This is a genomic window from Flavobacterium sp. CF108, assembly GCF_900129795.1.
GTDB lineage: Bacteria > Bacteroidota > Bacteroidia > Flavobacteriales > Flavobacteriaceae > Flavobacterium.
On record NZ_FQWW01000005.1, the window covers coordinates 294,529 to 321,467 of the forward strand.

General features: G+C 32.6%; 17 protein-coding genes. 7 read left to right on the top strand and 10 right to left on the bottom strand.

What is annotated here, in order from left to right; genetic code table 11:
* Nucleotides 1-227: 227 nt before the first annotated feature.
* Nucleotides 228-1,646, bottom strand: coding sequence for an HmuY family protein (locus BUE10_RS15500; RefSeq protein WP_073486565.1), 1,419 nt, complete (start codon nucleotides 1,644-1,646; stop codon nucleotides 228-230).
* A 12-nt stretch (nucleotides 1,647-1,658) separates the two neighbouring features.
* Nucleotides 1,659-3,818: a TonB-dependent receptor plug domain-containing protein gene (locus BUE10_RS15505; protein WP_073486566.1), complete on the bottom strand. Its 2,160-nt coding sequence runs from the start codon at nucleotides 3,816-3,818 to the stop codon at nucleotides 1,659-1,661.
* Between the two features lie 102 nt (nucleotides 3,819-3,920).
* Here BUE10_RS15505 and BUE10_RS15510 point away from each other — a divergent pair, with 102 nt between their 5' ends.
* The gene (locus BUE10_RS15510) at nucleotides 3,921-4,826 is read left to right on the top strand and encodes a DUF6607 family protein (protein WP_073486567.1); all 906 of its coding nucleotides are present in this window, start codon (nucleotides 3,921-3,923) and stop codon (nucleotides 4,824-4,826) included.
* Between the two features lie 73 nt (nucleotides 4,827-4,899).
* Here BUE10_RS15510 and BUE10_RS15515 read toward each other — a convergent pair whose 3' ends face one another.
* The 3 genes from BUE10_RS15515 to argS form a co-directional block, all read right to left on the bottom strand.
* Nucleotides 4,900-6,276, bottom strand: coding sequence for a SusD/RagB family nutrient-binding outer membrane lipoprotein (locus tag BUE10_RS15515; protein WP_073486568.1), 1,377 nt, complete (start codon nucleotides 6,274-6,276; stop codon nucleotides 4,900-4,902).
* An 18-nt stretch (nucleotides 6,277-6,294) separates the two neighbouring features.
* Nucleotides 6,295-9,369: a SusC/RagA family TonB-linked outer membrane protein gene (locus tag BUE10_RS15520; protein ID WP_073486569.1), complete on the bottom strand. Its 3,075-nt coding sequence runs from the start codon at nucleotides 9,367-9,369 to the stop codon at nucleotides 6,295-6,297.
* Between the two features lie 478 nt (nucleotides 9,370-9,847).
* The gene (gene argS, locus BUE10_RS15525) at nucleotides 9,848-11,626 is read right to left on the bottom strand and encodes an arginine--tRNA ligase (protein ID WP_073486570.1); all 1,779 of its coding nucleotides are present in this window, start codon (nucleotides 11,624-11,626) and stop codon (nucleotides 9,848-9,850) included.
* A 329-nt stretch (nucleotides 11,627-11,955) separates the two neighbouring features.
* Between argS and BUE10_RS15530 the strand changes: the two genes are divergently transcribed.
* Nucleotides 11,956-14,358: a TonB-dependent receptor gene (locus BUE10_RS15530; protein ID WP_073486892.1), complete on the top strand. Its 2,403-nt coding sequence runs from the start codon at nucleotides 11,956-11,958 to the stop codon at nucleotides 14,356-14,358.
* A gap of 102 nt (nucleotides 14,359-14,460) precedes the next feature.
* Here BUE10_RS15530 and BUE10_RS15535 read toward each other — a convergent pair whose 3' ends face one another.
* Nucleotides 14,461-15,132, bottom strand: coding sequence for a copper homeostasis protein CutC (locus tag BUE10_RS15535; RefSeq protein WP_073486571.1), 672 nt, complete (start codon nucleotides 15,130-15,132; stop codon nucleotides 14,461-14,463).
* Between the two features lie 179 nt (nucleotides 15,133-15,311).
* Nucleotides 15,312-16,319, bottom strand: a complete 1,008-nt coding sequence (locus BUE10_RS15540) for a 3-oxoacyl-ACP synthase III family protein (RefSeq protein ID WP_056200855.1) — start codon at nucleotides 16,317-16,319, stop codon at nucleotides 15,312-15,314.
* Nucleotides 16,320-16,584: 265 nt separating this feature from the next.
* Here BUE10_RS15540 and BUE10_RS15545 point away from each other — a divergent pair, with 265 nt between their 5' ends.
* Complete coding sequence (locus tag BUE10_RS15545) at nucleotides 16,585-18,996, top strand: alpha/beta hydrolase family protein (RefSeq protein WP_073486572.1); 2,412 nt, start codon at nucleotides 16,585-16,587, stop codon at nucleotides 18,994-18,996.
* Nucleotides 18,997-19,113: 117 nt separating this feature from the next.
* On the opposite strand, the gene BUE10_RS15550 is transcribed toward BUE10_RS15545, so the two are convergent.
* From BUE10_RS15550 to BUE10_RS15560, 3 genes are all read right to left on the bottom strand, one after another.
* A complete protein-coding gene (locus BUE10_RS15550) occupies nucleotides 19,114-20,064 on the bottom strand; it encodes an ABC transporter ATP-binding protein (RefSeq protein WP_073486573.1) in 951 nt (316 codons plus the stop codon).
* 105 nt (nucleotides 20,065-20,169) lie between these two features.
* Nucleotides 20,170-20,865: a YiaD family glycine zipper/OmpA-like lipoprotein gene (locus tag BUE10_RS15555; RefSeq protein WP_073486574.1), complete on the bottom strand. Its 696-nt coding sequence runs from the start codon at nucleotides 20,863-20,865 to the stop codon at nucleotides 20,170-20,172.
* A 17-nt stretch (nucleotides 20,866-20,882) separates the two neighbouring features.
* On the bottom strand, nucleotides 20,883-21,389 hold the full coding sequence (locus tag BUE10_RS15560) for a lipocalin family protein (protein WP_073486894.1): 507 nt from the start codon (nucleotides 21,387-21,389) through the stop codon (nucleotides 20,883-20,885).
* A 203-nt stretch (nucleotides 21,390-21,592) separates the two neighbouring features.
* On the opposite strand from BUE10_RS15560, the gene htpG reads away from it, so the two are divergent.
* The 4 genes from htpG (at nucleotide 21,593) to BUE10_RS15580 (ending at nucleotide 26,819) form a co-directional block, all read left to right on the top strand.
* Nucleotides 21,593-23,476, top strand: a complete 1,884-nt coding sequence (gene htpG, locus BUE10_RS15565; RefSeq protein WP_073486895.1) for a molecular chaperone HtpG — start codon at nucleotides 21,593-21,595, stop codon at nucleotides 23,474-23,476.
* Between the two features lie 243 nt (nucleotides 23,477-23,719).
* Nucleotides 23,720-24,397 carry a hypothetical protein gene (locus tag BUE10_RS15570; RefSeq protein ID WP_073486575.1) on the top strand — a complete coding sequence of 226 codons (678 nt, stop codon included), beginning with the start codon at nucleotides 23,720-23,722 and terminating at the stop codon, nucleotides 24,395-24,397.
* A 206-nt stretch (nucleotides 24,398-24,603) separates the two neighbouring features.
* Nucleotides 24,604-25,875, top strand: coding sequence for a patatin-like phospholipase family protein (locus BUE10_RS15575; RefSeq protein ID WP_073486576.1), 1,272 nt, complete (start codon nucleotides 24,604-24,606; stop codon nucleotides 25,873-25,875).
* 125 nt (nucleotides 25,876-26,000) lie between these two features.
* On the top strand, nucleotides 26,001-26,819 hold the full coding sequence (locus BUE10_RS15580) for a hypothetical protein (protein WP_073486577.1): 819 nt from the start codon (nucleotides 26,001-26,003) through the stop codon (nucleotides 26,817-26,819).
* The last annotated feature ends 120 nt before the right edge of the window (nucleotides 26,820-26,939 follow it).

The window sequence follows — 26,939 nt, forward strand, 5'->3', positions numbered from 1 at the left end:
TATTTAAAATTGTTGTAAAATTCCTATTAATTCGTAATGTATAAATGTAGACAAAGATAGAATTAAACATTCATTTTTAATAATAAAGAAATAAAAAAAAGAGGTTAGATAAATCTAACCTCTAAATCAAAAAAAAATAAAAAAACAAAGCTAATGATTAACTAAATTTTTTATGTTGAAGCATCATAAATTAGAATGAAATAATCTTTATATTTCTTCATTATAAATTATTTTAAGATAGCGTATTGAAATTTAGGGAAACCTCTTTCACCTGTAGCGCTTGCTCCACCAGTAAATTTCAATTTGTAGATATTTCCTGCAGGATCTTTAACTACGAAGAAACGATCCGTTTTTAATACAAATTGAGAAACAGGAATTCCATCAGCTCCTACTGCGCTTGTACTTCTCCAGTTTGAACCAATATTTCTTTGGTCTTCTGTAAATTTAGCGTTATCAACATTAGCTAACGTAAATGCATCATATGTAAAAGCAGTTGTAAGTACTTGATATGCTTTTGCACCTCCTTTTAAGTTACTCAATACAAAATCTGGGTAATAGTAAGGTGTAGGCGTAGCACCTGGAATTATGTTTGTAAACGTTGTAAAGTTAAGATCCCATTGTGCTTTTTGAGGCTCAACATCAACTGTTTTCTTGTCTAATAAACTAAAGAATGTAAAGTTAAATGTTGCGTTTTTAGATACTATAACTTCGCTATGAGTTGTTGCAGCAATATCAGCGTATTGAACTTTATAATCATTACCACTTTTCAAAACTCTGATTTTTTTCCATCCTCTTGAACTTCCACCAGCAGATCCTTCAGATCCTGAAGCAGGTGTAGTTGTTGAAGGATTACTTCCCATATTGATTAAGTAAACTTTGTTTTCAGAATCTGTAGCAGAAACTTCAGCAATAGCAGTTGTTTTAGTAAAATCTCCAGTTGGATCATCAATTTGAGTTGCATTTCCTTGTCCTTGAGAAATAATCATAGTTTCATCAGCTACCTGAACTTCATCAATATTTGAAGTTGGTAATAATTTAGCAGCCATTTTTAAAGAGCTGTTTAATACTACTCTAAATTTATCTCCTGAATAGAATCCTAAATCCCAAGATGTTCTAACAACTTTTGTCATAGTTCCACTGCTCAAATCAACATAAACTTGATTTGGCTCTAAAGAACCTCCAACTTCTGGAGACAAAGCGCTTCCTAATGAAGCAGTTTCAGTAAAGTTTACCTGGATAGATTTGTTTTCAGCAATTGTAGTATTGATAGTAGCACTTACAATTGTAAAAACAACTTTTTTAGTTTTATTTTCACCTTCTACAGCATCTATTAACTTGTTAAAAGTAAAACTTACAGAAGAAACATTTTGTCCAAAAGGAACTACTACCGTTTTTGCTATAGCAGCTGGTAAAGTTGTAAAGTCTGTACCACTAACAACATCAGTTTCAACAAATGATAATGTTACTGTTCCTGCAGCAGCAGTAGGAGTAGCAAATTTTATTTCGATTGGAGTTGCTGCAGCAGTTAAGTTAACTGAAGTTGCTGCAAAAGCAATTGAATTTACAACAGGTGCATCATCGTCACTATTACAAGCTGTAAAAGCAAGTAAAACGAAAGAAAGGATTAAAATAAAGTTTTTTTTCATGGTATTTATATATTAATTAAAATTTAGGTTATACGTAAGTTTAAGAAAATAGGAGCGCCCATATCCTAACAGCAAATCTGAACTTCCAGAAGCATGAGCTCCTCCTCCAGTGGAACCTCCTCCATTTTGAATCGTTTGCACACTTGTAATATCAAATAAGTTTCTAGCTCCAATAGTGACTTCAAATTGGTTCTTAAAGAATAATTTACGAATAGAAGCATCCATCCAGCTATAAGGTTTTATTTCACTTAAAAAGAATTTAGTACTTCCATCTGTATCTGTTCCTGCTACAAATTGTTGTTGTTCTCCATTGTATTTATAAAACAAAGCAATCAAAGTATTCCATTTAGGAATGTTGTATGAAATATTAGAATTTAAACGTAACGAATACAGGAATTTATCATCCGAAGTTACATTCACAGCTGCTAAATCTAATTTTCGAGAAATTCCAACTAAAGCAGCACCAACTTGCACATTCCAATTTTTATAAGAATATTGTTCTGTAGTTGAAATATTCCACATTTTATATTTATTGATATTTACATATCTGTAATTTTGAGTAGGAGTTGCTTGAGTCATTACCAAATCAATTCTGTCATCTACATCCATATAAGTTACTGCCAGATTATTTGCAATTTGAGCTCCTGAATTAAAAAGACAAGATCTTTTAAAACTTAATTCATAAGAAGTACTTTGCTCTGGAACTAAATCCGGATTACCCTGAAGATTATGATTTGAATCGACAAAATAGGTGTATAATTCATCAAAATTTGGTGTGCGATACGCTTTTCCAACTGAGGCTCTAGCTTCTAAACCTTTTTTGAATAGATATCTTAAACCTAAAGAACTTGCATATTGATTATCAAAATATGATTGAAAAGAATATCGGATTCCTGGACGAATAGAGAATTTGTCTGTCAAATTAATTTCGGCTACTGTAAAAATGTCGTAATTTTCGAATTTCCTTCTGATATCTGTTAATTGCTGGTTATCATCTTTAAAGGTTCCGGCCGTTGCATCATAAAATCCATTTTCATTTGTGATCTCATATCCCAATTGAAAATCAACTTTTTTACTGTTAAAGAAATTGCTTAAAGTTCCCGTAGAATAAAAGACTTCTTTAGATTGATAAGTTTGTCTCTGATTATCAAATTCATTTCCTGTTTCAATTTGATAATTGAATTTCTCTACATCACGTTCTTGTTTTTGTTCAGAAACCGAAATATTATAGTTTAGTTTAGAGAAAAGTTTTCCGTTAGAATTTAAATGATGAAAATAACGGTTGGTAATGTAGCGTCTGTCATTTGCAAAATAAGTCTCTGGAAAAGGGTAATTATCCTGAGGAACTAAGATTGGATTGTAATAATGAACATTTTCTCCGTAGTAATCAAATTTGTAGAAAATCCTAAAATCATTTTTCTGATATCCTAAAATTGCATTTCCTACCAGCTGCTCTTTTGGAAGTTGCGTATATCCTCTTAAACCATCGTTTAAATCGTAATCTTTACCTTCTCTATTATCAAAATATCCTGCAAAATCATTGCGGTTTCCTCCAACATTTATAAACCAATTTTCGTTAAAATTGTGTGCTATTTTAGCAGACTGGATATGACGACCTTTATCGAACAGAGCATATTCATTCCCAACTGTTTCTTCCTGAACAGTTGCTGCTATCTGCCATTTATATCCGCCTCCTTTTTTTGTTATAATATTTAAAACACCGCTTACAGCATTTGCACCATGTGTAACCCCCATTGAGCCTTCTATAATTTCGATACGCTCAACGTCATCAAGGTTTACTTGAGTTAAATCGACATTTGTTCCCATTCCAGTATCACTTACTAAAGGAATATTGTCAACTAAAATTTTAAAATATTGTGAATCCAGTCCAAACATAGATACTGTAGAACGTCCATCTTCTCCACTAGTTTTAATAGTAATATTTAAATACTGATTTAAAACATCCGAAAGATTATTTGCGGCCAATTGTTTTATAGTCTCTTTTGAGATCACTCGAACATTAAATACAGATTTCTTAATAGATTGTGGTTCAAACTGGCCTGTAACAACCACTTCAGAAAGTTTTTCTCGAGACGCAATAGTGTCTTTTTGCTGTGCAAAAGAAATTTGACAGAAAGTTAATACAGCAAAAAGTGGTAGTTTTATTTTCATTATTTTTATTCAGTCTTAATAATCGATGCAAATATATAACTATTTTTAATTGTTCTAAATAAAATTTATATATTTGCAAAAATTAAAAACAAATAATAAGTTATGATTTCAAAAAGCCTTTATTTTTCAGCCATTATGGCTTTAACATGCAGCCTAGGTTTCAGTCAGGACGCAAAAAAACAACAAGACATAAAATCAATTAAATCTATGTGTGGTTGTTATGAAGTGAAGTTCAACTTTGCAGAAACTTTTCAATATGCTAAAGATTCGGCTACATACAAACCTTCACAAACTAAACATGAATCTGCTTTAGAGTGGGTTGAATTGTTAGAAGATACTCCAAACAAAATCGTTATGCAGCACTTATTAATCGTAAGTGATGATATGATTATCAAACACTGGAGACAAGATTGGTTATTTGAAAACACAGACTTATATTCTTTTGATAAAGGAACATCTTGGAAATATAAAAAGCTTGACAAAAAAGCTGTTAAAGGTCAATGGACTCAAAAAGTATATCAGGTAGATGATAGTCCAAGATATGAAGGATCTTCAACTTGGGTACATGTTGACGGACAAGATTACTGGACTAACGTTGCTGATGCTCCACTTCCTAGAAGAGAGCAGACAAAACGTAATGACTATAATGTTTTAAAAAGAAGAAATATTCACGAAATTACTGCTACAGGATGGAATCATGAGCAAGATAATGATAAACTTATTCGTGATGACGCTGGAAAAGATGTTTTGTTAGCACAAGAAAAAGGATTTGACGTTTATACTAAAGTTCCAGATATAAAATGTGTCGCTGCTCAAAAATGGTGGAAAGAAAATAATGTTCTTTGGAAAAATGTTCGTGATAAATGGCAGACTCTTTTTGACAGAAATAAAGACTTAAACTTAGAAGCTAAAGTTGATAGAAAAGCGCTTTATTCTCTTTTGTTTGATTTAAAACCAACAGCAACAAAAGCAGAATCTGATGCAATTATCGACAAATTCGTAAAATAAAAAATGTTTGTGTTAGTTGTAAAAAAGCCGGTAATTTTAAGATTACCGGCTTTTTTTTCTATACTAAAATTGGTTAATTTTTATCCCACCAAACATTAGTAGTTACATTACTAACTACTGTAGCATTTGGATTGTATTGTCTTTCATCTGATGGAGTTGGAAGCCTTACAGGAATAAGTTTTGTCTGTGAAGACTGGTTTGGGACTAACACAGGAAATCCAGTTCTTCTATAGTCATTATAAGGTTCCATAGTTAAGAAAAGAGCCAGATATTTTTGCTGAATAATCGTTTCTAAATTTACCGTTGTAGTTACAGCAGATAAAAATTCTGTTTTTGCAGTACTGCCTGTAACTTTTAGTACTGAAGCAGCAACAGCTTCTTGTAATGCTGGTTTTGCATCTAATCCTAATCTAAACTTCGCCTCAGCTTCTATGAACTTTGCTTCTGCGTATGTTACTATGCCAATCGAGGAAGTTTCACTTGCAAATGCTGAACCAATATAAGAAGATGAAGTAGTATCTAAATCATCTGCAGCGTTACCTGTATAATTACCATTTTTATCTTTTGCAATTGCAAATGACAATCTAGGATCACTATTATCTTTTAAAGAGTTAACAAAATAAGCTCCTGTCTTAAGATAGTTAACTCGGCTTTCATTAAAAGCATACCATTGATTAAGCCCATTTGAAGTACCTGGAAAAAAAGTATTTGCATCATCATTATTTGAACTAATCTCTGATGCAGTAAGATTATCTAATGCTTTTTGAGCTGCCTGAGTATCAACTTCTGTTAATCTTAATGAATATCTTGCTTTTAATACATAAGCAATTTGAATCCATTTTTTTGTATCTCCATTAAAAATATAATCATCTTTAGCTGGTACAGAAAGATTATTTGAAACAGGTTTTTGCAGGTTTAAAATTGCTTCATCAAGAATTGCTTGCAGTCTTTGATAAATTTCTTCCTGAGTATTGTATTTAGGAGTTCTATTTCCTTGATCAGCCTTAAAAGCTTCATCATATGGAACGTCTCCCCAAAGATCAGTTGCATATCCTAAATTTATCGCCGTTAATATCTGCCCCATACCTGTATAATATGGATATTCAGCTGCAAAATCACGTGTCAAGATATGACCATTCATTAAAGTTGTGCCATATAAAGTATTCCATTCGTTATTAACATCTTGCTCACTAACAAAATAACGCTGAATATCTCCCAATTGACCTATAGTAGTTCCTGCAAGATGCTGATCAAAAATATTAGAAGTTCTAATTAAACCTGCTGTATGTGTTGAAAAAGTAGAAACTTCCATCGCAGCTAATAATAAACTTGGATTGCTTGACATAGGATCATTTGGGTTTTCATTAAAATGATCCAATTCAGATTGACAACTTGAAAGTATCCCGACGCTTAAAGCTGTCAAGATTAAACTTTTTATATATTTTTTCATTTTTTTTAAATTTAAAATTTAGAATCCAACTTTAAGAGTCATTATAAATGATTTGCTTCCCGGGTTATTAAAATAATCCAATCCATTAATTCTTGAACCTGCACCTGTTAAACTAGTTTCAGGATCAACACCTTTATAATTAGTATTTAACCACAAATTTCTACCCGTAAATGATAATTGAGCTGAATTAATTGCGGTAAATTTTTTCACATTAAAGTCATAACTTAATGTCACGTCACGCAATCTTATCCAGTTTACATCTGTTACAGCTTCTTCAGAAGCTCCTCCTCCATCACCTAAATATTTTTGGTAATAATCTTTAGCAGAAATTGCAATATTGTTCGGAGTACCATCTTCTTTCACACCTTCAATAATATAGTTATGTTCTCTATCTGCTGAGGCTTCAGAAACACCAAAATTGTGCAGTCTTGCTAATGTGCCATTATACACAACTCCTCCGTGTCTGAAATCTAACAATCCCGATAAAGTAACTCTTTTATAAGTGAATGTATTTCTAATTCCCCCTGTCCATTTAGGAGCTGAATTACCTAAATTTCCTGTTTCGTCGGCAATTATTGGTAAACCATTAGATCCTATTATTTTTTGTCCATTTTCATCACGTTCCCATTTTGTACCATAGAAACTTCCTAATGGCTGTCCTTTTACGGCATAGTATCCAATTGATCCAAAAGCTGTTTCAATAGAAATTTCATCTAAGCCCCCATAAATATCTGTAACTTTATTTTCGTTTTTAGCCCAATTCAAATTAACATTCCATTGTAATGGCTTCCCTTTTTTGAAAACATCATAACCTAATTCAACCTCAACACCTTTGTTTACTAATTCTGCAGCATTTTGGTAAACAACCGCAAATCCACTTGATTGTGGCAATGGAACGTCTATTAATAAGTCTTTAGATGTTTTATAATATAAATTCAAATCAAAGGTTAAACGATTTTCAAAAAATTTAGTATTTAGACCAACTTCATGACCTAAAACTCTTTCAGGTTTTAATTGTTGATTTCCTAAACTTCCTGAAAGTCCCATACCATTAACCCCATTATATGGAAAACTTAAACCATCTGTAAACCCATCTGTCATAAATGGTTGAGAATAAGTACTAATTGTTCTATATGCTCTTGGTGCAATACCTACTTCTCCATATCCATAAGTTAATTTTGCAAAAGTTGTCCATTCTGGTAAATCAAATGAACTTGACAAAACCCATGAAGCAGATGCTGATGGGAATAATGCACTATTAGCATCAGTCCCGTAAGTTGAAGACCATTCTTTTCTAAGAGATCCTGTAACAAAAACCTGATTTTTAATATCAAATTCTAATTGACCAAATAAAGCTCTAGACATAATATCTGACTCTACATTTGATGCATATAATTGTGTTGCATTTGATAAATTATATACTCCTCTTACCGCAAGTTCTTTACCTCTTGAAAACACATCTGTATTTTGAGAAGACCGCAAATTAAGACCTGCCGTATAATTTATTTTAAACCATTCTGATTTCAATGGCAATAATCCGGTTGCTATAAAATCTCCGTAAAATTGTTTATTATTAATATTATTAAACGCAACTTCTCCAATTCCTCTTAGATTATCTCCATTAGATGAAATTGCATAAACTTGTTTTCGATAATCTGAATAAGCATCTATTCCACCTTTTGCAGTTAAAGACAACCATGTATCAGGTGAATAGGTTAAATACATATTTCCAAAAACACGATTTACATCACTTGTTGCTGGGTTTTCGTTAACAGTAAAATAAGGATTATCGTAAGAAGAATAATAGTTCATATTATTTCCTTCGGCATCTTTATAATTTCTTAGATCATAGTTTCCGGGAGAACGAAGTAAACTTAACATCACTCCAGAAGAATTACTTCCGTTTTGAGCTAATGTATTTGTTGTATGAGTATATTGCAGACTTCCTCCTGTTTTCCACTTATTATTAATTTTTAAATCTCCAACAACTCTTAAAGTGTTTCTTTTTAAACCAGTTTCAGGAATCATACCTGTTTGAGTTACATTTCCGTAAGAAGCCCTATAGACAGCTTTTTCGTCACCACCATAAAAAGATATGTTATTTGTAAATGTCAGGCCTTCTTTAAAGAAATTCCTTGTATTATTATACATTGGCATCCCAAGAGATTCCGCAGATGGCCCCCAGCTTTGTGGAGTTCCTCCATTATATTCAGGAATACCTGTTTTAGGATTTAAACCACCTTGAACATATTTATTTTGTCTTGCTGGCAATTGACTTACTTTATCAATAGCTAATGAAGTAGAATAATCAATACCTAAACCTTTTCCGGCTTTCCCTTTTTTAGTAGTATAAATAATAACCCCATTACCTGCTCGCTCTCCGTATAACGCTGCAGCCGCAGGACCTTTAAGTACAGATACACTTTCGATATCATCCGGATTTATATCTAAGGCTCTGTTTGAATTATTGATTCCAGACAAATTCGCATTAAAAGGATTATCTCCTGCGCTAGTTTGACTAGTACTATTGTCAATTGGAACTCCATCAACTACAATTAAAGGATCTGAACTTCCTGTAATTGTATTAACTCCTCTAATAATAATCTTACTAGAAGCACCTGGTGTTCCTCCAGATCCAACCACTTGTACACCGGCAGCTTTTCCTGCTAATGCCTGCATAACGTTTTGCTCTCCTGATCTGCTGATTTCATCAGAATTTATTTTCGATACTGCATATCCAAGTGTTTTTTCTGATCTTTTTATTCCTAGAGCAGTAACAACTACACCTTCTAATTCTACCGAATCATCTTTTAATTTTACATTTATAGAAGTTGAACCAGCAGGTAATTCCTGAGTTTTCATTCCGATATAATTAAATACCAAAACTTGATCGGAAGATGCCTTGATAGAGTACTTACCGTCTAAATCTGTTTGCGTTCCATTTTTTGTTCCTTTCACCAAAACATTCACACCAGGCAATGGAATTCCTGCATTATCTGATACAATTCCAGATATTGTTCTTTCTTGCGCAAAAAATAAATGCGTAGTAAGAACAAACACTAGAACTAACAGCCCTTTAATTTTTCTTTTCATTATAGTTTATTTGAATTAAGGGGCGCAACTTATAAAATTAAATTAATTTTAACAAGATTTTATTTCGTTTTAACATTAAAATTGTAGTGATATTTTTACAAATAAAAAAACCGTCTAAAATCAATTAGACGGTTTGTGATCCTTACTATTCTTACTAAAAAGTGTACTAATTCAAAATAGATAAAAATGATATAAGGAAAATATCTTTAATCTTACACAGCTGAAAATTTAGAAAACTTACAAGTATTTAATACTTTAATAACTAACTAAAAAACAACAAATTATAAAGGTTTTAATTGAATACTTTTGAATTTGCGAGCGCAAAATTAACATGAATTATCTTTAATTCATATGCGAAAGCAATATTTAACTTAAAATATGTCTTATCTTATTATTTTTCATCCTTTTAGTGAACAATTCTAAAACAAAAAGCCGATAGTTTAAAACTATCGGCTTTTTTAATTCTTGTAAAAAGTTTTTACATTCTCTCCGGAACTTCAATTCCTAATAATGTAAAAGCTGATTTTATTACTTCGGCAACTTTCTGCGAAAGCTGTACTCTAAAAATCTTTTTGGTCAAATCAACTTCACCTAAAATGTGAACAGATTGGTAAAACGAATTATATTCTTTTACTAAATCGTAAGTATAATTTGCAATTAATGCCGGACTGTGATTTTGTGCTGCATTTTGGATTACTTCCGGGAAAAGTTCGATTTGTTTTACCAATTCCTTTTCTTTTTCATGAAGCTCTGCAATATTGGTTTTTTCAGAAAAATCAAAATCGGCTTTACGGATGATTGATTGAATTCTAGCGTAAGTATATTGAATAAACGGACCTGTATTTCCTGCAAAATCTACAGATTCTTCCGGATTAAACAGAATACGTTTTTTAGGATCTACTTTTAAAATGTAATATTTCAAAGCTCCAAGACCAATTGTTTTATACAATTTTGCTTTTTCATCCGCAGAATAGCTGTCTAATTTTCCTAAATCTTCAGAAATTTGTTTAGCTGTATCTGTCATGTCCTGCATTAAATCATCTGCATCAACAACAGTTCCTTCACGGCTTTTCATTTTTCCAGAAGGTAAATCAACCATTCCGTATGATAAATGATATAAACTTGAAGCCCAGTCAAAGCCAAGTTTTTTCAGAATCAAAAACAAAACTTTAAAGTGATAATCCTGTTCGTTACCAACTGTGTAAACCATTCCTCCAACATCTGGCATATCTTTTACACGCTGAATTGCTGTTCCAATATCCTGCGTCATATAAACCGCAGTTCCGTCAGAACGTAATACAATTTTACGATCAAGTCCTTCATCTGTCAAATCAATCCAAACAGAACCATCTGGATCTTTTTCGAAAACACCTTTGTCAAGACCAACCTGAACAACATCTTTTCCTAATAAATACGTGTTGCTTTCGTAGTAATATTTATCAAAATTAACTCCAAGATTGGTATAAGTAGTTGCAAAACCGTCATAAACCCATTGGTTCATTTTTTTCCAAAGCGCAATAACCGCTTCATCTCCAGCTTCCCACTTTTTAAGCATTTCTTGCGCTTCAATAATAATTGGCGCTTGCTTTTTAGCTTCTTCTTCGGTTTTACCAGTTTCTATTAATTGGTTGATTTCTGCTTTATAAGCTTTATCAAACTCAACATAATATTTACCAACTAATTTGTCGCCTTTTAAATTTGAACTTTCTGGAGTTTCTCCGTTTCCGAATTTCTCCCAAGCCAGCATCGATTTACAAATATGAATTCCACGATCGTTGATGATCTGTGTTTTATATACTTTTTTACCTGAAGCTTTAATAATTTCTGCAACAGAATATCCTAACAAATTGTTACGAACGTGTCCTAAGTGCAAAGGTTTGTTTGTGTTTGGCGAAGAATATTCAACCATAATAGCTTTGTCGGCAGGATCTGGCGTTACATATCCAAACTTTTGATTGTTTTTTATTTCATTGAAGAAATTCAGATAATAACTATCTGAAATTACAATATTCAAAAACCCCGAAACTACATTGAAACGAGCAACTTCAGAAACATTTTCAACCAAGTAGTTTCCAATTTTATTTCCTAATTCGGCAGGATTGCTTTTAATCATTTTTAACAAAGGAAAAATTACCATTGTAATATCGCCTTCAAACTCTTTTCTGGTAGTTTGAAACTCGATTTTATCAACAGAAACGTCAAATAATGCCTGTATTGCTTTTTGTATAGAAGGTGTAAGAATTTGTGATAATGACATGTAAACTTATTTTAAAGTGAGCAAAGATACTGCTTATTCATCAATTACAGAAAATGAAAAACATATTAAATCACATAATCCTGTTAGAATTTCTTAAAAAACGTTTTGTTTTGAATGTTAAAATTATCAAAAAATCAAAACGCTAACCTGCTACAAAACAGAACTTCCCAAAAAAACAAAAAGTTTTTTTTACTTTTTATGTAACATATCGACAACAAAATAGTCTTAATAGAGACTTTAAATTTTATTTGAAGCAAAAAAAAAAAATCAAAACAAAAACAAAAAAACAACCTCATCATCAATCAAATCAAAACAATCATTATCTCATTATGAAATTAAAATTCTTTCTGCTTGCATTACTGGGGGTAATTGCAACAGCACAAGCCCAGAATACCGGAACGGTCACGGGGAAAATTACCGAAAAATCAAACAATGCACCTATTTCTTACGCAACAGTTTCTCTTAAAGAAAACGGAAAAGTAGTATCAGGAGTTAATACAGATGACAACGGAGATTTTACTTTTAAAAACGTAGCCCTAAAAAGTTATACTATCGAAATTCAATATATTGGATTTAGAAAATATATTGGTTCTGTAATTTTAGCCGAAAATAAAAAATCTGCAGCTGTAAATGTTTCTCTTGAAGAAGAAGCAACGCAGCTTAAAGGTGTTAATATTGTTGCAGAACGTTCGACAATGGAACAAAAAATTGACCGAAAAGTAATTACTGTAGGGAAAGATTTAACGACTGCCGGAGCTTCTGCATCAGATATTATGAGCAATATTCCTTCTGTAAATGTGGATCAGGACGGAAAACTTTCGCTTCGCGGAAATGACAATGTTCGTGTATTGATTGATGGAAGACCTTCTAATATTGATCCTGCACAGTTATTGAAACAAATTCCTTCAACTTCTATCAAAAAAATTGAGTTGATTACAAATCCAAGTGCAAAATACAATCCGGAAGGAATGTCTGGGATTATCAATATTATTTTACACAAAAATGCTAATACTGGTTTTAACGGAAGTTACAGCGGTGGTATTACTTTTGGAGAAACGGCAAAATACAATCAGTCTTTAGATTTAAACTATAAAACCGGAAAAGTAAATTTCTTTGGAAATGCTGGTAATAATTTTGGAACTTATTTTAACGATGGTCACATTCAAAGATTAGATCAGGATATGGTTCAAAAATTAGATATTTCCAATGACAATGATAACTATTTGTATAAAGTTGGTATGGATTATCTAATCAACGACCACAATACTTTATCATTCTATACCAATCAAAATAAATCAAAAGGAACTGGATTAGTAAATACAGATATTGATTACAATAACGGAAATCCCGATATTAAAAATATCTACCAAAAATCGAGATACGAAGGTCCAAACGAAACCGGAACTTATAATTTAGCGTACAAACATATCTTTAAAAAAGAAGGTCATACTTTAGATTTTGAAGGAAACTTTAGTAACACCAGAGAAACTCAAGATGCAAGTTTTGATACTAAAACAACAAAACCAGATAATACTGCTACCTCTCTTTTATATAACGATTATATTAATGACAAAAGAAAATTAGGAACAGTAAACGTTGATTATGTAAACCCGTTAAATGATAAAACAACTCTTGAAGCAGGTGCAGAAGCGAGAATAACAAGAACTGACAATATTTACAACACAACCAATGCTGCATTTAGTAATTCTATTTATACTTATGATACAGATATTTATTCTGCATATGTAACTTTTGGTCAGAAATATAAAAAATTCAGTTATCAGTTAGGAGCTCGTTTTGAAAGCTATAAAGTTACTTCTGATTTAAATCATGGTTTCAAAAAATTTGATGATGACTATATTACATTATATCCATCAGCTTATTTAACTTATAACTTAAATGAGAAAAATGTTTTACAATTAAGCTACAGCCGTCGTGTTGACCGTCCAAGTTTAGAGCAGACAAAACCTATTCGTGAGTTTTCTACTCCATTAGTAACTTCATACGGAAATCAAGAATTAAGACCTCAGTTTACTAATTCTGTTGAAATAAATTATACTAAAACTCTTGAAAAAGGAAGTATTACCGCTGGAGTATTTGTAAGAGCTATCAACGATCAAATAAGCAGAACTTTAAGCCCAGATCCTGACGACCCTTCTGAGAAACAACTCTTAGGCTTTGCTAATTACGATCACAATAGTGCTTATGGTTTTGACATTTCTGCTAACTATAAAATTACTAAATGGTGGGATATCCAGCCATCTGTTGATTTTTCCAGCATAAACCAGCAAGGTGTTATATTTGAAATTGATCCTGACTCGGGCGAAAGTAAAGCTAAGGAAAAGACCGTTACAACTTCAGCATTCAATGCTCGTATGAACTCAAACTTTAAACCTGCAAAACGTTTAAGCTTTTTATTATTCGGTTTTTACAGAGGCGGCGTTGAAGAAGTTCAACAGCATAGAAATGAAATGTACAAAATGGATATTGGTTCACGCTATACATTGTTAGACAATAAGATGAATATCAGTGTACGTTTTAATGACGTTTTCAACACAATGAAATATTCATTTGACGGTGTTTCCCCTTATCCTCAAACTGGTCAGTTTACTTGGGAAAGCCAAACAGTTTATTTAGGTTTAACTTATAACTTTGGTGGAGCAAAAATCAAAAAATTAGAACGTAAACAAAGAGAAGAAAACACTAATCAAGGTGGTGGCGGAATGTTCTAATCGCTGCTTTTATTAGAATCAATTTTAATATTTTTAAATAATTTTCTTGTAGAAAAAAGCCTGAAGTTTGCCAGCTTCAGGCTTTTTTATTTTTGAGAAGTACTATAGGAAATTTTTTAATTCTTTTATTTCTTCGGGATTTGCAGTTTCTGAATTATTTGTAATTGCAGATGAATGATAAAAAGTCAAATCTAATCTTTCCTGTAATAATTTAATATTTGAAGATCGTAAACCGCCGCCCGGCATTATTTCGATTCTGTTTTTAGCAAGATCCTGAATTCGTTCCAAAGCTAGAATCCCTTCTTCCACATTTATCGCTTGCCCAGAAGTTAAAATCGTTTTAAATCCGCAATCGATAATATCTTCAAGAGATTTTTCTACATCTTTGACCACATCAAAAGCACGATGAAAAGTACAAGGAAGCGGATGTGCCAAATGCACTAATTCCCTATTTTGTCTTTTATTAATATTACCGCTGTCTTTTAAAATTCCAAAAACAAAACCATCAACACCTAGTTTTTTATACTGTTTGATGTCTTGTTTCATTTCTGTCAGTTCTTCATCAGAATAAACAAAATCGCCCCCGCGAGGTCTAATGATAACATGCATTTTAATATTTAAGCTTTCGCGGACTTTCACGACTAAAATAGAGTTTGGAGTTGTTCCGCCAAGTTTCATGTTTTCGCATAACTCAATTCGATCTGCGCCATTTTCCTGAGCTATTATGGCCGATTCGTAATTAAAGCATGCTATTTCAAGTTGATTTTTTTTCATTGTAATTATAATCTATTTTCTCCTAGTTTGTCATTGCGAGGAACGAAGCAATCTCATTTTTAATTAGTAACGTAATATTAGCCGTGAGATTGCTTCGTTCCTCGCAATGACAGTACTAAAGTATAAAAAAACCTGCTCCAAAACGAAGCAGGTTTAAATATAATGTAAGATGAATTAATTTACCATTTGATGATTGCACTTGCCCAGGTAAATCCACTACCAAAAGCGGCTAAAACAACGGTATCACCAGATTTGATTTTACCTTGTTCCCAAGCTTCTGTTAAAGCGATTGGAATAGATGCTGCAGTTGTGTTTCCGTATTTCTGGATATTATTATGAACCTGATCATCGCTTAATTTGAATTTGTTCTGAATAAACTGAGAAATTCTCAAGTTGGCCTGATGCGGAATCAACATATCGATATCTGAAACCTGAAGACCATTAGCTTCTAAACCTTCATTGATTACTTCGGCAAAACGAACCACTGCATTTTTAAATACAAACTGACCGTTCATATACGGATAATAACTTTCGTCATTTGGGTCGTTGTCTGCAATAATATCCGTTACCCAGCGCGCTCCCATTCCCGGTGCCTGCAAAGCCAATTCTTCGGCATGCTGTCCTTCTGAATGTAAATGCGTAGATAAAATTCCTTTTGTCAAATCTTCTTCACGGCTTAAAACTGCCGCTCCTGCTCCATCTCCAAAAATTACCGAAACCCCGCGTCCGCGAGTGGTCATATCTAATCCAGTTGAATGAACCTCAGAACCAATAACCAAAATATTTTTATACATTCCGGTTTTAATATATTGATCTGCAACAGAAATTGCGTAAACAAAGCCAGAACATTGGTTTCTAACATCTAAAGCTCCAACAGTTCTTAAACCTAAATCACGTTGTACCAAAACTCCAGGTCCTGGAAAATAGTAATCCGGGCTTAATGTAGCAAAAACTACAAAATCAATATCTTCTTTGGCTACGCCAGAACGTTCTATAGCAATTTTAGCAGCTTTTACACCCATTGAAGTCGTAGTATCTTCTCCACGAATGATATGTCTTCTTTCCTGAATTCCTGTTCGTTCCTGAATCCATTCGTCATTGGTATCTATTATCTTCGACAAATCATCGTTTGTCACAACATTTGAAGGAACATAATATCCTAAGCCTGCTATTTTTGAATGATACATATAATATTGTTATTTGTTAAAAATTTAGAATGCAAATTTACGTATACTTTAAAACATAAGAGTACAAATTACTATTTTTTTCGGTATTAGCAATTTAATATACTTTAATTATCAGACTGCTTAAAAACAATTACTTTTTGAAAAAACAGTTTTTTGAGGAATTCATTGAAAAGAATGAAAAATAAGATTTAAAATGTAACAAGACTAAAGTATCTTAGACAAACATTTTGAATACCATTCTTTTTAAACCCAAAAAATTCAACCCATGAAATTAAAGGTTACGTTGTTCCTATTTTTAAATATCGGTTTTTTCTCTTTTGCTCAAGAGAATTTAACTTACCAAAAGCCTTCTAAATCTATTTTAGATTTGGCCGATTACCAAAGAGCCCCAACCGTTTCAATGGATACAAAAAAAGAAAATATGCTTTTATTGTACCGAAACACATACAAAACTCTCGACGATTTAAATCAGGACGAAATTCGTTTAGCCGGAATACGAATTAACCCTGTTACTAATATATCAAGTACTGTAACGTATGTTACCAATTTGAAACTTAGAAAAATAAATGGTAAAGAAGAAATTCAGGTTTCTGGTTTGCCGCAAAATCCAAAAATTGCCAATATTCTTTGGTCGCCAAACGATAAAAAAATCCTATTTTCTCACACTACAACTACTGGTGTTGAACTTTGGGTTTTAGATGTTGCATCTGCGCAAGCCACAAAACTTACGGAAGCAACTGTAAATGCCAATCTTGGAAATCCGTTTAACTGGTTTTTAGACAACGAAACGATTTTGGTAAAAATGCTTCCCAAAAACAGACAGCCGCTTTTAGATTCTAAAAAAGATTTACCAACCGGACCAATTATTTCTAATACATCTGGAGAAAAATCTCAAAACAGAACGTATCCTGATATGTTGAAAAACAAAAATGACGAAGCTAATTTTGAAACCAGTGTTACGTCTGAATTATACAAAGTCAAATTAGATGGCGATGCAGTTTTATTTAAAGAAGCAGCCATGTTTGCCAGCGAGAAAATTTCGCCAGACGGTAATTATATTATGCTGACTACAATTCAAAAACCATTTTCGTATGTGGTGCCTTTAAACAGGTTCCCTTCTAAAACAATTGTTTACGACATTAGAGGAAAAGAAATTAAAACGGTTAACGAGGTGCCATTAAATGAAATTATGCCAAAAGGTTTTATGGCTGTTCGAAAAGGAAAAAGAGAAATGACATGGAGAAATGATAAACCGGCAACTTTATCGTATGTAACAGCTTTAGACGAAGGAGATCCTGCAAACAAAGTAGATTTTAGAGACGAAGTTTTTCTTTGGGATGCCCCTTTTGATAAAGAAGCTGCATCATTAGTAAAAACACCTCAGCGTTTTAATACTATTACTTGGGGAAATGACAATGTTGCCGTTATTTCTGATGAATGGTACGATACCCGAAATGAGAAAACGTATTTGATAAATCCTTCGGATGCCAATCAACAGCCAAAATTAATAACTGATAGAAATTCGCAAGACGTTTATTCTGATCCCGGTGTTTTTGAAACCAGAAAGAATGAATACAATAAATATGTTTTAGCTCTTGAAAAAGATAATTTATACCGAATTGGAGACGGTTATACAAAAGATGGCCAGTTTCCTTTTATTGATGAATTTAATTTTAAAACATTAAAATCAAAACGTGTTTATACTTCACCATACAAGGATAAAAAAGAAGAAATTTTAGAAATTGAGGATTTTAAATCAGGTAAAGTTCTGGTTCAGATTCAATCAAAAACAGAATATCCGAATTATTTTTTCAGAAACATTAAAAAACCAAATAGTTTAACTCCAATAACGGATTTTAAAAACCCGTTTGAAAGCATTAAAAATGTCAGCAAAGAGGTAATTAAATACAAACGTAAAGATGGACTGGAACTTTCGGGAACTTTATACCTTCCTGCGGGTTATGATAAAGCTAAAAAAGAAAAACTGCCTTTATTAATCTGGGCTTATCCGGCAGAATATAAAGACAGAAACAGCGCTGGCCAATCCACTCAAAATTCAAATGAATTTACGTTTCCCTATTACGGATCGTTTGTTTATTGGGTTACAAAGGGATATGTTGTTTTAGATGATGCCGCTTTCCCAATTATTGGCGAAGGAACTACAGAACCAAACGACAATTTTATTTCTCAATTAGTAGACAATGCCGAAGCTGCAATTAATGCAGTAGATGCTCTGGGATATATTAACCGTAAAAAAGTAGCTATTGGCGGACATTCATACGGTGCGTTTATGACTGCAAATTTATTGACACATTCTAATCTTTTTGCTTGCGGAATTGCACGAAGCGGCGCTTATAACAGAACGCTTACACCTTTTGGATTTCAATCTGAGCAGCGTAATTACTGGGAAGCCCCAGAAGTTTACAATGCTATGTCGCCATTTATGAATGCAGAAAAAATGAAAACTCCAATTTTATTAGTTCATGGCGAAGCCGATAATAATCCGGGAACTTTTACTTTGCAGACAGAACGTTATTTTCAGGCTTTAAAAGGTTTAGGAGCGCCTGCGAGAATGGTGATCTTACCAAAAGAATCGCATGGTTATGTTGCTAAAGAAAATATCCTGCACTTACTTTGGGAACAAGATCAGTTTTTAGAAAAGTATTTGAAAAACTAATTTTTCTTAAACGATTATAAAAAATAAACCCGACAGTTTCAAAAACTTGTCGGGTTTATTTTTTTTAAGATCAAAAATTATCTAATTATCTAATTATCTAATTGTCAAATTACCTCATTAAAGATAATTCAGTCCAAGAAATATTTCCTGTTCAAGCGGAAGATCAATTTCACTTTCAAAAAATATTAATTGCCTTTTGTGAACCGTTTCAATTAAATAATGGCCTCCTCTAAAATAAGTTCTTCTAATTTTTACCGGAAGCTTAGATTCTGAAACCATTTTAAACTGATGCGGATAAACCAGCGTTTTATGGGTTTCATCTTCGTACGGAAGTAATAAATGTGTTGCCACTTCATTTACTTCTCCAAATAACGAAGCCACATATTTAGTCTGCGGATCTTCGTATATTTTTGATGGATCGCCTTTTATGATAACTTCGCCATGTCGCATTACAATCGCTTCATCTGCAAAAGACAAAGCATCTGTACTGTCATGTGTTGCAATAATGCAGGTAATTCCTTTTTGTTTTAAATATTTAAATAAGTTTCGGCGTAAAGCATTTTTACGGAAAGCATCAATCTGGCTGAAAGGTTCGTCAAGCAAAATTACTTCTGGCTCTAAAGCCAAAACTCTTACCAACGCGACTCTCTGCTGCTGCCCGCCGCTCAAAAATTTAGCTTTAACATTAGAAAATTGTTCCATTTCAACCATCTCCAACAATTCCTGAACACGAAGTTTTTTCATGTTTGCAAAACCATTCGAAAGAAACTTTCCAACATTTTCTGCCACGGTTTCATAAGGAGACAAATCGAAATCCTGCGCCAGATATTTCATATACGGCATTCCAGGAATCAAATTGTATTTTGGTCCCAGAATAGGTTTTTCGTTATAAAATATTTTGCCTTCGTCTAAATCGAACAAACCGTACATAAGCTTTAACAGCGTACTTTTTCCACAACCGCTTTCGCCAATAATGGCAATATTTTCGCCTTTATTGATCGTAAAAGAAACATTATTTATAACTGGTTTATCAGTATACGAAAAAGATATATTTTGAATATCAAGCATGTGTTGTATTTAGAGAGGTCAAATTTACGATGTTTAATTTCTAAAGTCAAAAAAAAGCTGCTTCAATTATGAAACAGCTTTTTTTATATTTTATTTTATCTGAAATTACTTTCCAGCTTCAGTTTTTGCATCGTTAACCATTTTGTCATTTGCTGTAATAGAAAATTCAACACGACGGTTTTGAGCTCTTCCTTCCGGAGTATCATTTGTTGCAATAGGATCAACAATACCTAAACCTGAAGTTTTAAAACGGCTTGATTTTAATCCTTTTGAAACTAAATAAGACTGCACAGAAGCTGCTCTTTGTCCTGAAAGTGTCAAATTATATTCTGGTTTACCAGTGTTATCAGTATAACCAAAGATTTGAATATCAGTATCTCCGTACTCATTAAAAACAGGAACTAATTTATCTAAGTTTGCTTTTGCCTGAGGAGTTAAAGTTGATTTGTTAGTATCAAAACGAACAGCGTTCTCATTTAAAGTTAAGTGAATTCCTTCACCTACTCTTTCTACAGAAGCACCTGGTAAAGCCTGATCAATTTCACGGGCTTGTTTATCCATTTTGTTACCAATTAAGGCTCCTGTTCCACCACCTACAGCAGCTCCAATTGCAGCTCCTAAAGCAGCGTTTCCGCCTTTACCTAAATTATTTCCTAAAATACCTCCAATAATACCACCGGCAACTACACCAATTCCGGCACCTTTTTGAGTATTATTTGCATTTTTAACTGAATCGCAGCTTGTAAATAAACTAACTAATACAAGTAAACTACTTAAACCTAAAACTGTTATCTTTTTCATCTTTATCCTTTTTAATATTAATTAGCTCTTTGAAATTGGTAAGTAACATCCTTTGTTTGTCCGCCAACATTAATATTGTCGATTAACTGAAAAGAGTTATCTGTTAAACCTGCAACTTTTAGTAAATACCCTGATTTTACATTTTTAGATTTTAATCCCGGATCTACAATTTTAAGAACAAAAAGTCCCTGATTGTTAATACTCCAAACGATTGGAGAAGTAAAAGCTGTACAATTTGGAGAATTTAGATTCATTGTACCTTTATTATTATTTGAAATAAAATTCCAGGTACTGCCAATAAAACATTTAGAATCTGCAAGATCAAATGAGGTTACTTTGATATAATCTGAACCAGCATAAGATACGTTTGTAAGAACCCAGTTCCCTTTAATAGCTACTTGAGTAGGTCTGTCAAGTTTAGTTGAAAGCGTAGTTGCTTCTGTTGAAGTTGAAGCTGTAGACGAAGATGATTTACACGCGAATAACATCGTGGCAATCATGCAAATGAAAATTATTTTCTTCATTTTGTACATTTATTTAAGTTAATACTTACACGTTTAACAATTATTATACCACAAATATACAATTCATTGGGCGAATTTGTTTTTTAAAATTTAATTATTTTCTTTCAAAATTAACATTTACGCCAATTTGTCACCTAAAAAAAATTGGTATTTTATTTGACTAAATGAAAATCATCAAGTTAAATCAAAAAATCAAAAAAAATATGACAACAGGTAAAATTAATGTTTCAGTAGAAAACATCTTTCCCTTAATCAAAAAGTTCTTATACAGCGATCACGAAATCTTTTTACGTGAGCTGGTTTCAAACGGAACTGATGCTACCTTAAAATTAAAACATTTAATTAGTATTGGCGAAGCAAAAGTAGAATATGGAAATCCGGTTATCGAAATTAAAGTAGATAAGGAAGGAAAAAAAATCCATATTATCGACCAAGGTTTAGGTATGACAGCTGATGAAGTTGAAAAATACATTAACCAGGTTGCTTTTTCCGGAGCTGAAGAATTTTTAGATAAATACAAAGATTCTGCAAAAGACTCTGGAATTATTGGCCACTTTGGTCTTGGTTTCTATTCTGCATTTATGGTTGCAGAAAAAGTAGAAATCATTACAAAATCATACAAAGATGAACCTGCTGCACACTGGACTTGTGACGGAAGCCCTGAATTTACTTTAGAGCCAGCTGACAAAACTTCACGTGGTACAGAAATCATTCTGCACATTGCCGAAGATTCTTTAGAATTTTTAGAAGATTCTAAAATCAGCGGTTTATTGAATAAGTACAACAAGTTTATGCCTATTCCAATTAAATTTGGAACAAGAACTGAAACTCTTCCAAAACCAGAAGATGCTCCGGAAGATTACGTTAATGAAACTATCGAACTTGATAACATCATTAACAACCCAAATCCGGCTTGGACAAAACAGCCTTCTGAATTATCTGATGAAGATTACAAAAACTTTTACAGAGAATTGTATCCAATGCAGTTTGAAGATCCTTTGTTCAACATTCACTTAAATGTAGATTATCCGTTTAACTTAACTGGTATTTTGTATTTCCCAAAATTGGGTACAGATATGCAAATCCAGAAAGATAAAATTCAATTGTACCAAAACCAGGTTTACGTTACAGATAACGTAGAAGGAATTGTACCTGAATTTTTGACAATGTTAAAAGGAGTTATCGATTCACCGGATATTCCGTTAAACGTTTCTCGTTCTGGTTTACAGGCAGATGGTGCAGTTAAGAAAATCTCTAACTACATTACTCGTAAAGTAGCTGATAAATTGAAAGCTTTATTTAACGAAAACCGTGCTGATTTTGAAGCAAAATGGAACGATATTAAAATCGTTTTAGAGTACGGAATGCTTTCTGAAGATAAATTCTACGAAAAAGCAGGTGCATTTGTTTTATACCCAACGGTAGACGATACTTACTTTACTTTAGAAGAATTAAAAGAAAAACTAAAAGAAAACCAAACAGATAAAGATGGTAAATTAGTTATTCTTTATGCCGGTAATAAAGATGCACAGCACTCATACATTGAAGCTGCAAAAGAAAAAGGATACGAAGTACTGCTTTTAGATTCTCCAATTATCTCGCATTTAATTCAAAAAATTGAAGGCGATAACAGCGGCTTAACTTTTGTTCGTGTAGATTCTGACCATATTGATAATTTAATCAAAAAAGACGAAAACACGATTTCTAAATTATCTGATGACGAAAAAGCAGCATTAAAAACTTCATTAGAAGCTTATATTCCTAAAGCATACAGCGTTCAGCTGGAAGCTATGGACAGCCAGGCAGCTCCATTCATCATTACGCAGCCAGAATTTATGCGTAGAATGAAAGAAATGAGCCAAACAGGCGGCGGTGGAATGTTCGGAATGGGAAATATGCCGGAAATGTACAATCTGGTTGTAAACACTAATTCTGATTTAGCTTCAAGTATTTTAAATACCGAAGATAAAACACATCAGGAACATTTGGTAAAACAAGCTTTAGATTTAGCTAAGTTATCTCAAAACCTTTTAAAAGGTGAAGCGTTGACTGCTTTTGTAAAAAGAAGCTTTGAAATGATCAAATAAGATTATTCTAAAATAATGTATTCCAAATAGCCCGCAGGTAAAACTTGCGGGCTATTTTATTTTTACAAGAAACAAAATCATAAAAATTTAAAAAATAGACTGCTTTACATGTAGTGATTTAAGAAAAATCACATATTTTTAACTTCATTTTCTTTACTATCTTTTTCTATTATAAACAATAGAAACTTATAACTGGAGCGAGCCAAAAATCCTAAATAGAGTAGGCAAATAAATTCTAAGATTATGTTTTATGTAAGACTAAACAAATTAAGGATCATCAAGAATGGTGATATAATAGGAAAAGGTGAAATCCAATTCATGAGTTTTATAAACCAATCAAATGATAGTTTGCCGAATCTAAACGAATTTTTCGAAACCAATGATGAAGATCGAAAAAAAGAAATCATTAAAGATTCTGTATCAAGAGTTATCCAATCCCGAATTTTGATGACAATCGACAAAGTAAAAGATAAAAGCATTATCACTTTTGGAGATACCGGATATATTGTTTACAAAGACGAAAAAATTCCACAAGATTTTAGCTGGCAGATTGTCGCTGTCGAATTAGACAAAAAAACCCGTGATAATGCCGCATTAATTAAATCGGTTTTAACTGATTCTAATGTTGACACAATCACAAAAGGAATACAAGCACTCGCAAAAGCAAGTAATCCTGTTAGCGGAGCCGTTGTTGAACTTTCTAAATTAGTTGTTGGGGTTATTTTAGATATCGCAAAAAATAAGAAAGACGACCAAATTGGTTATTACCTGACTTCTTTTATTGAAAAATTAGATTATCCAAACGGTATTAGAGACCGACAAGATATTCCTGATTTAACGGGAAATATGTTTGTAGACTATTCCATTTTTGGATATCAGGATTATGCAGTCGAAGCTGTTGAAAATCTAAAACCATTGTAAACAATCTTCTCAAAATATCTTAAAATCCTGCAGATTAATTTCTGCAGGATTTTTTTTGCCTTATACTAATTTCAAATATTTTAAAAAAGGGGAATTCTCCCCTTTTATGCCGATAATCGAATTTATAATTTTACATATCTGAAAATCAAATAATTAAATAAATATATTTTGCAAAAAACAAACCAAAAACCTAAATTCTGGAAATCATGGAGAAAGAAAAGTTTATACACAACGGTGAAGTCTTATCGATTATAAAAGATTTAAAAGAACAGATTAAAGAGAAGAAAAAAACATTCTCAGATATTGTAGATGTAAATGGTAATCAATATGTCGATTTAGTTCAGGAAGGCGGCGGCGTTCTGGGTGTGGCATTGGTTGGATATGTCTATGTTTTGGAACAAATGGGAATTCGGTTTTTGAGTTTAGCCGGAACTTCTGCCGGAAGTATTAATACCATGCTGATGGCGGCTGCCGGACCAATTGATATTACAAAGTCAGAATGGATTTTAGAATGTTTGTGCAATAAAAATTTATATGATTTTGTAGATGGCGATCAGGATGCGCGCGAATTTATTGACGCCTTATTGAGCGATGCAGGAAATCTTAAATTAGTTATTAAAGGCTGTCAGGTTGTAGATAATTTTAAAGATGATCTGGGATTAAATCCCGGTACTAATTTTCATCAATGGATGACGAATTTGCTTTCGCAGAAAGGAATTAAAAATTATGGAGATTTAAAAGCGCTGCGCGAAAAAGGCGTTTCAGGCGACAATAAATTATTTAGAATAATGGGACCAAAGCCAGAAGATAAAAAAGATTATACCAGACAAGATCATTGGAGCGAAATAGCTATAATAACCGCTGATATTACTACAGAAAGCAAAATTATTTTCCCTAAAATGATTGACTTGTTTTATTCTAATCCGGATGTTCAAAATCCAGCCGATTTTGTTAGGGCTTCCATGTCGATTCCGCTTTTCTTTACTCCATTTAGAATTAAAAATATTCCCGGCGGTATTGAAGCATGGAATAAATGGAACGAAGCAACATGCTTGCGCGCTTCGGTTCCTTCAGAAGTTATGTTTATGGATGGCGGAATAATTTCAAATTTTCCAATTGATATTTTTCATGAAAATATGAATGTTCCGGCGTCGCCTACTTTTGGCATAAAACTCGGATATGATAAAAATGAAACCAATAAAAACGAAAAAATCACCAATGTTATTAGCTCTATGTTTGACACGGCAAGATTTGGTTATGATTCAGAGTTTCTAAGAAAAAATCCCGATTTCAAAAATCTTATCGGATATATTGATACCGGAAACCACAACTGGCTGAATTTTAATCTTACCGATGATGCCAAAATTGATTTGTTCATTCGCGGCGCGCAAAAAGCAGCAGAGTTCTTAAATAAATTTGATTGGGAAGAATATAAAAAAATCAGAAAAGCCAAAAGCGAATATTACAAAACCGTTTAAAAATAGTTGATTTGCAAATCATTAAAAATCAAAATCCTGAAAGTAGAATTTTCAGGATTTTTTTTGCGGATTATTTTTTTTATTACATTTGAAGGCCTTTAATCTAATTTTAAACAAAAACCAATATGAAAAAAACGGCTATTTTACTTTCTGTAATGTGTGCTTCGGCATTTATTTATGTTTCATGCTCGAGCGATGAAGTGGTCAATCAGGCAGACACAACAGCTGTCAGCGCATCTGTTGTAATTGACGCTATAAATGAAATGGACATTAAAACAGGATTGACTGTAACGAATACAAATCCTGCTGCAAAACCATCTGAAACTTCTCCCGAAACTTGTGCCAATATTACGGTTACAACTCCAAACGGAACTGCTTACCCAAAAGTATTTACTGTTGATTATGGCACAGGCTGTACCATAAATCAAATTACAAGAAAAGGAAAACTAAAAATTACACTTTCTGGTCCGGTAATTACAACCGGAAGTAAAATGACGGTAGAAAGAATCGATTATTCTATAAACGGATATAAACTGGAAGGAACTATAGAATACACTAACTCAACTACTGTTGCAACTGTACCGCAATGGAGCAGAAAAGTAACAAACGGAAAATTTACAGATTTACTTGGAAGAGTTTTTACAAACTCAGGCACACACACCATAAAGCAAACTGCTGGTGTTGACACTCCGTACGTATTAGAAGATAATATTTATGAAATGCCGGAAGGAACCCATACTGTTACTTCAGAAAAAGGAGGAACTTTGACTTTAACCGTGCAGGAAACCTTAGTTAAAAAATATTCTTGCGAGTATGTTTCTAAAGGAAAATTAAAAATTCAGGGCGGATTTTTAAACGGTGTTATTGATTATGGAAATAACGACTGCGACGCAAAATATACGTATACACATGAAAATGGAGCAACTTACACTTTAGCAATGTAACTAATTCATTTTTAAAAAAATATAGAGATCCCAATTTAGAAATAGATTGGGATTTTTATTTTTTAGAAAAATTAAACAGCTACTTATTTACATTCAAACTATTTTCTTTATTTTGCACCA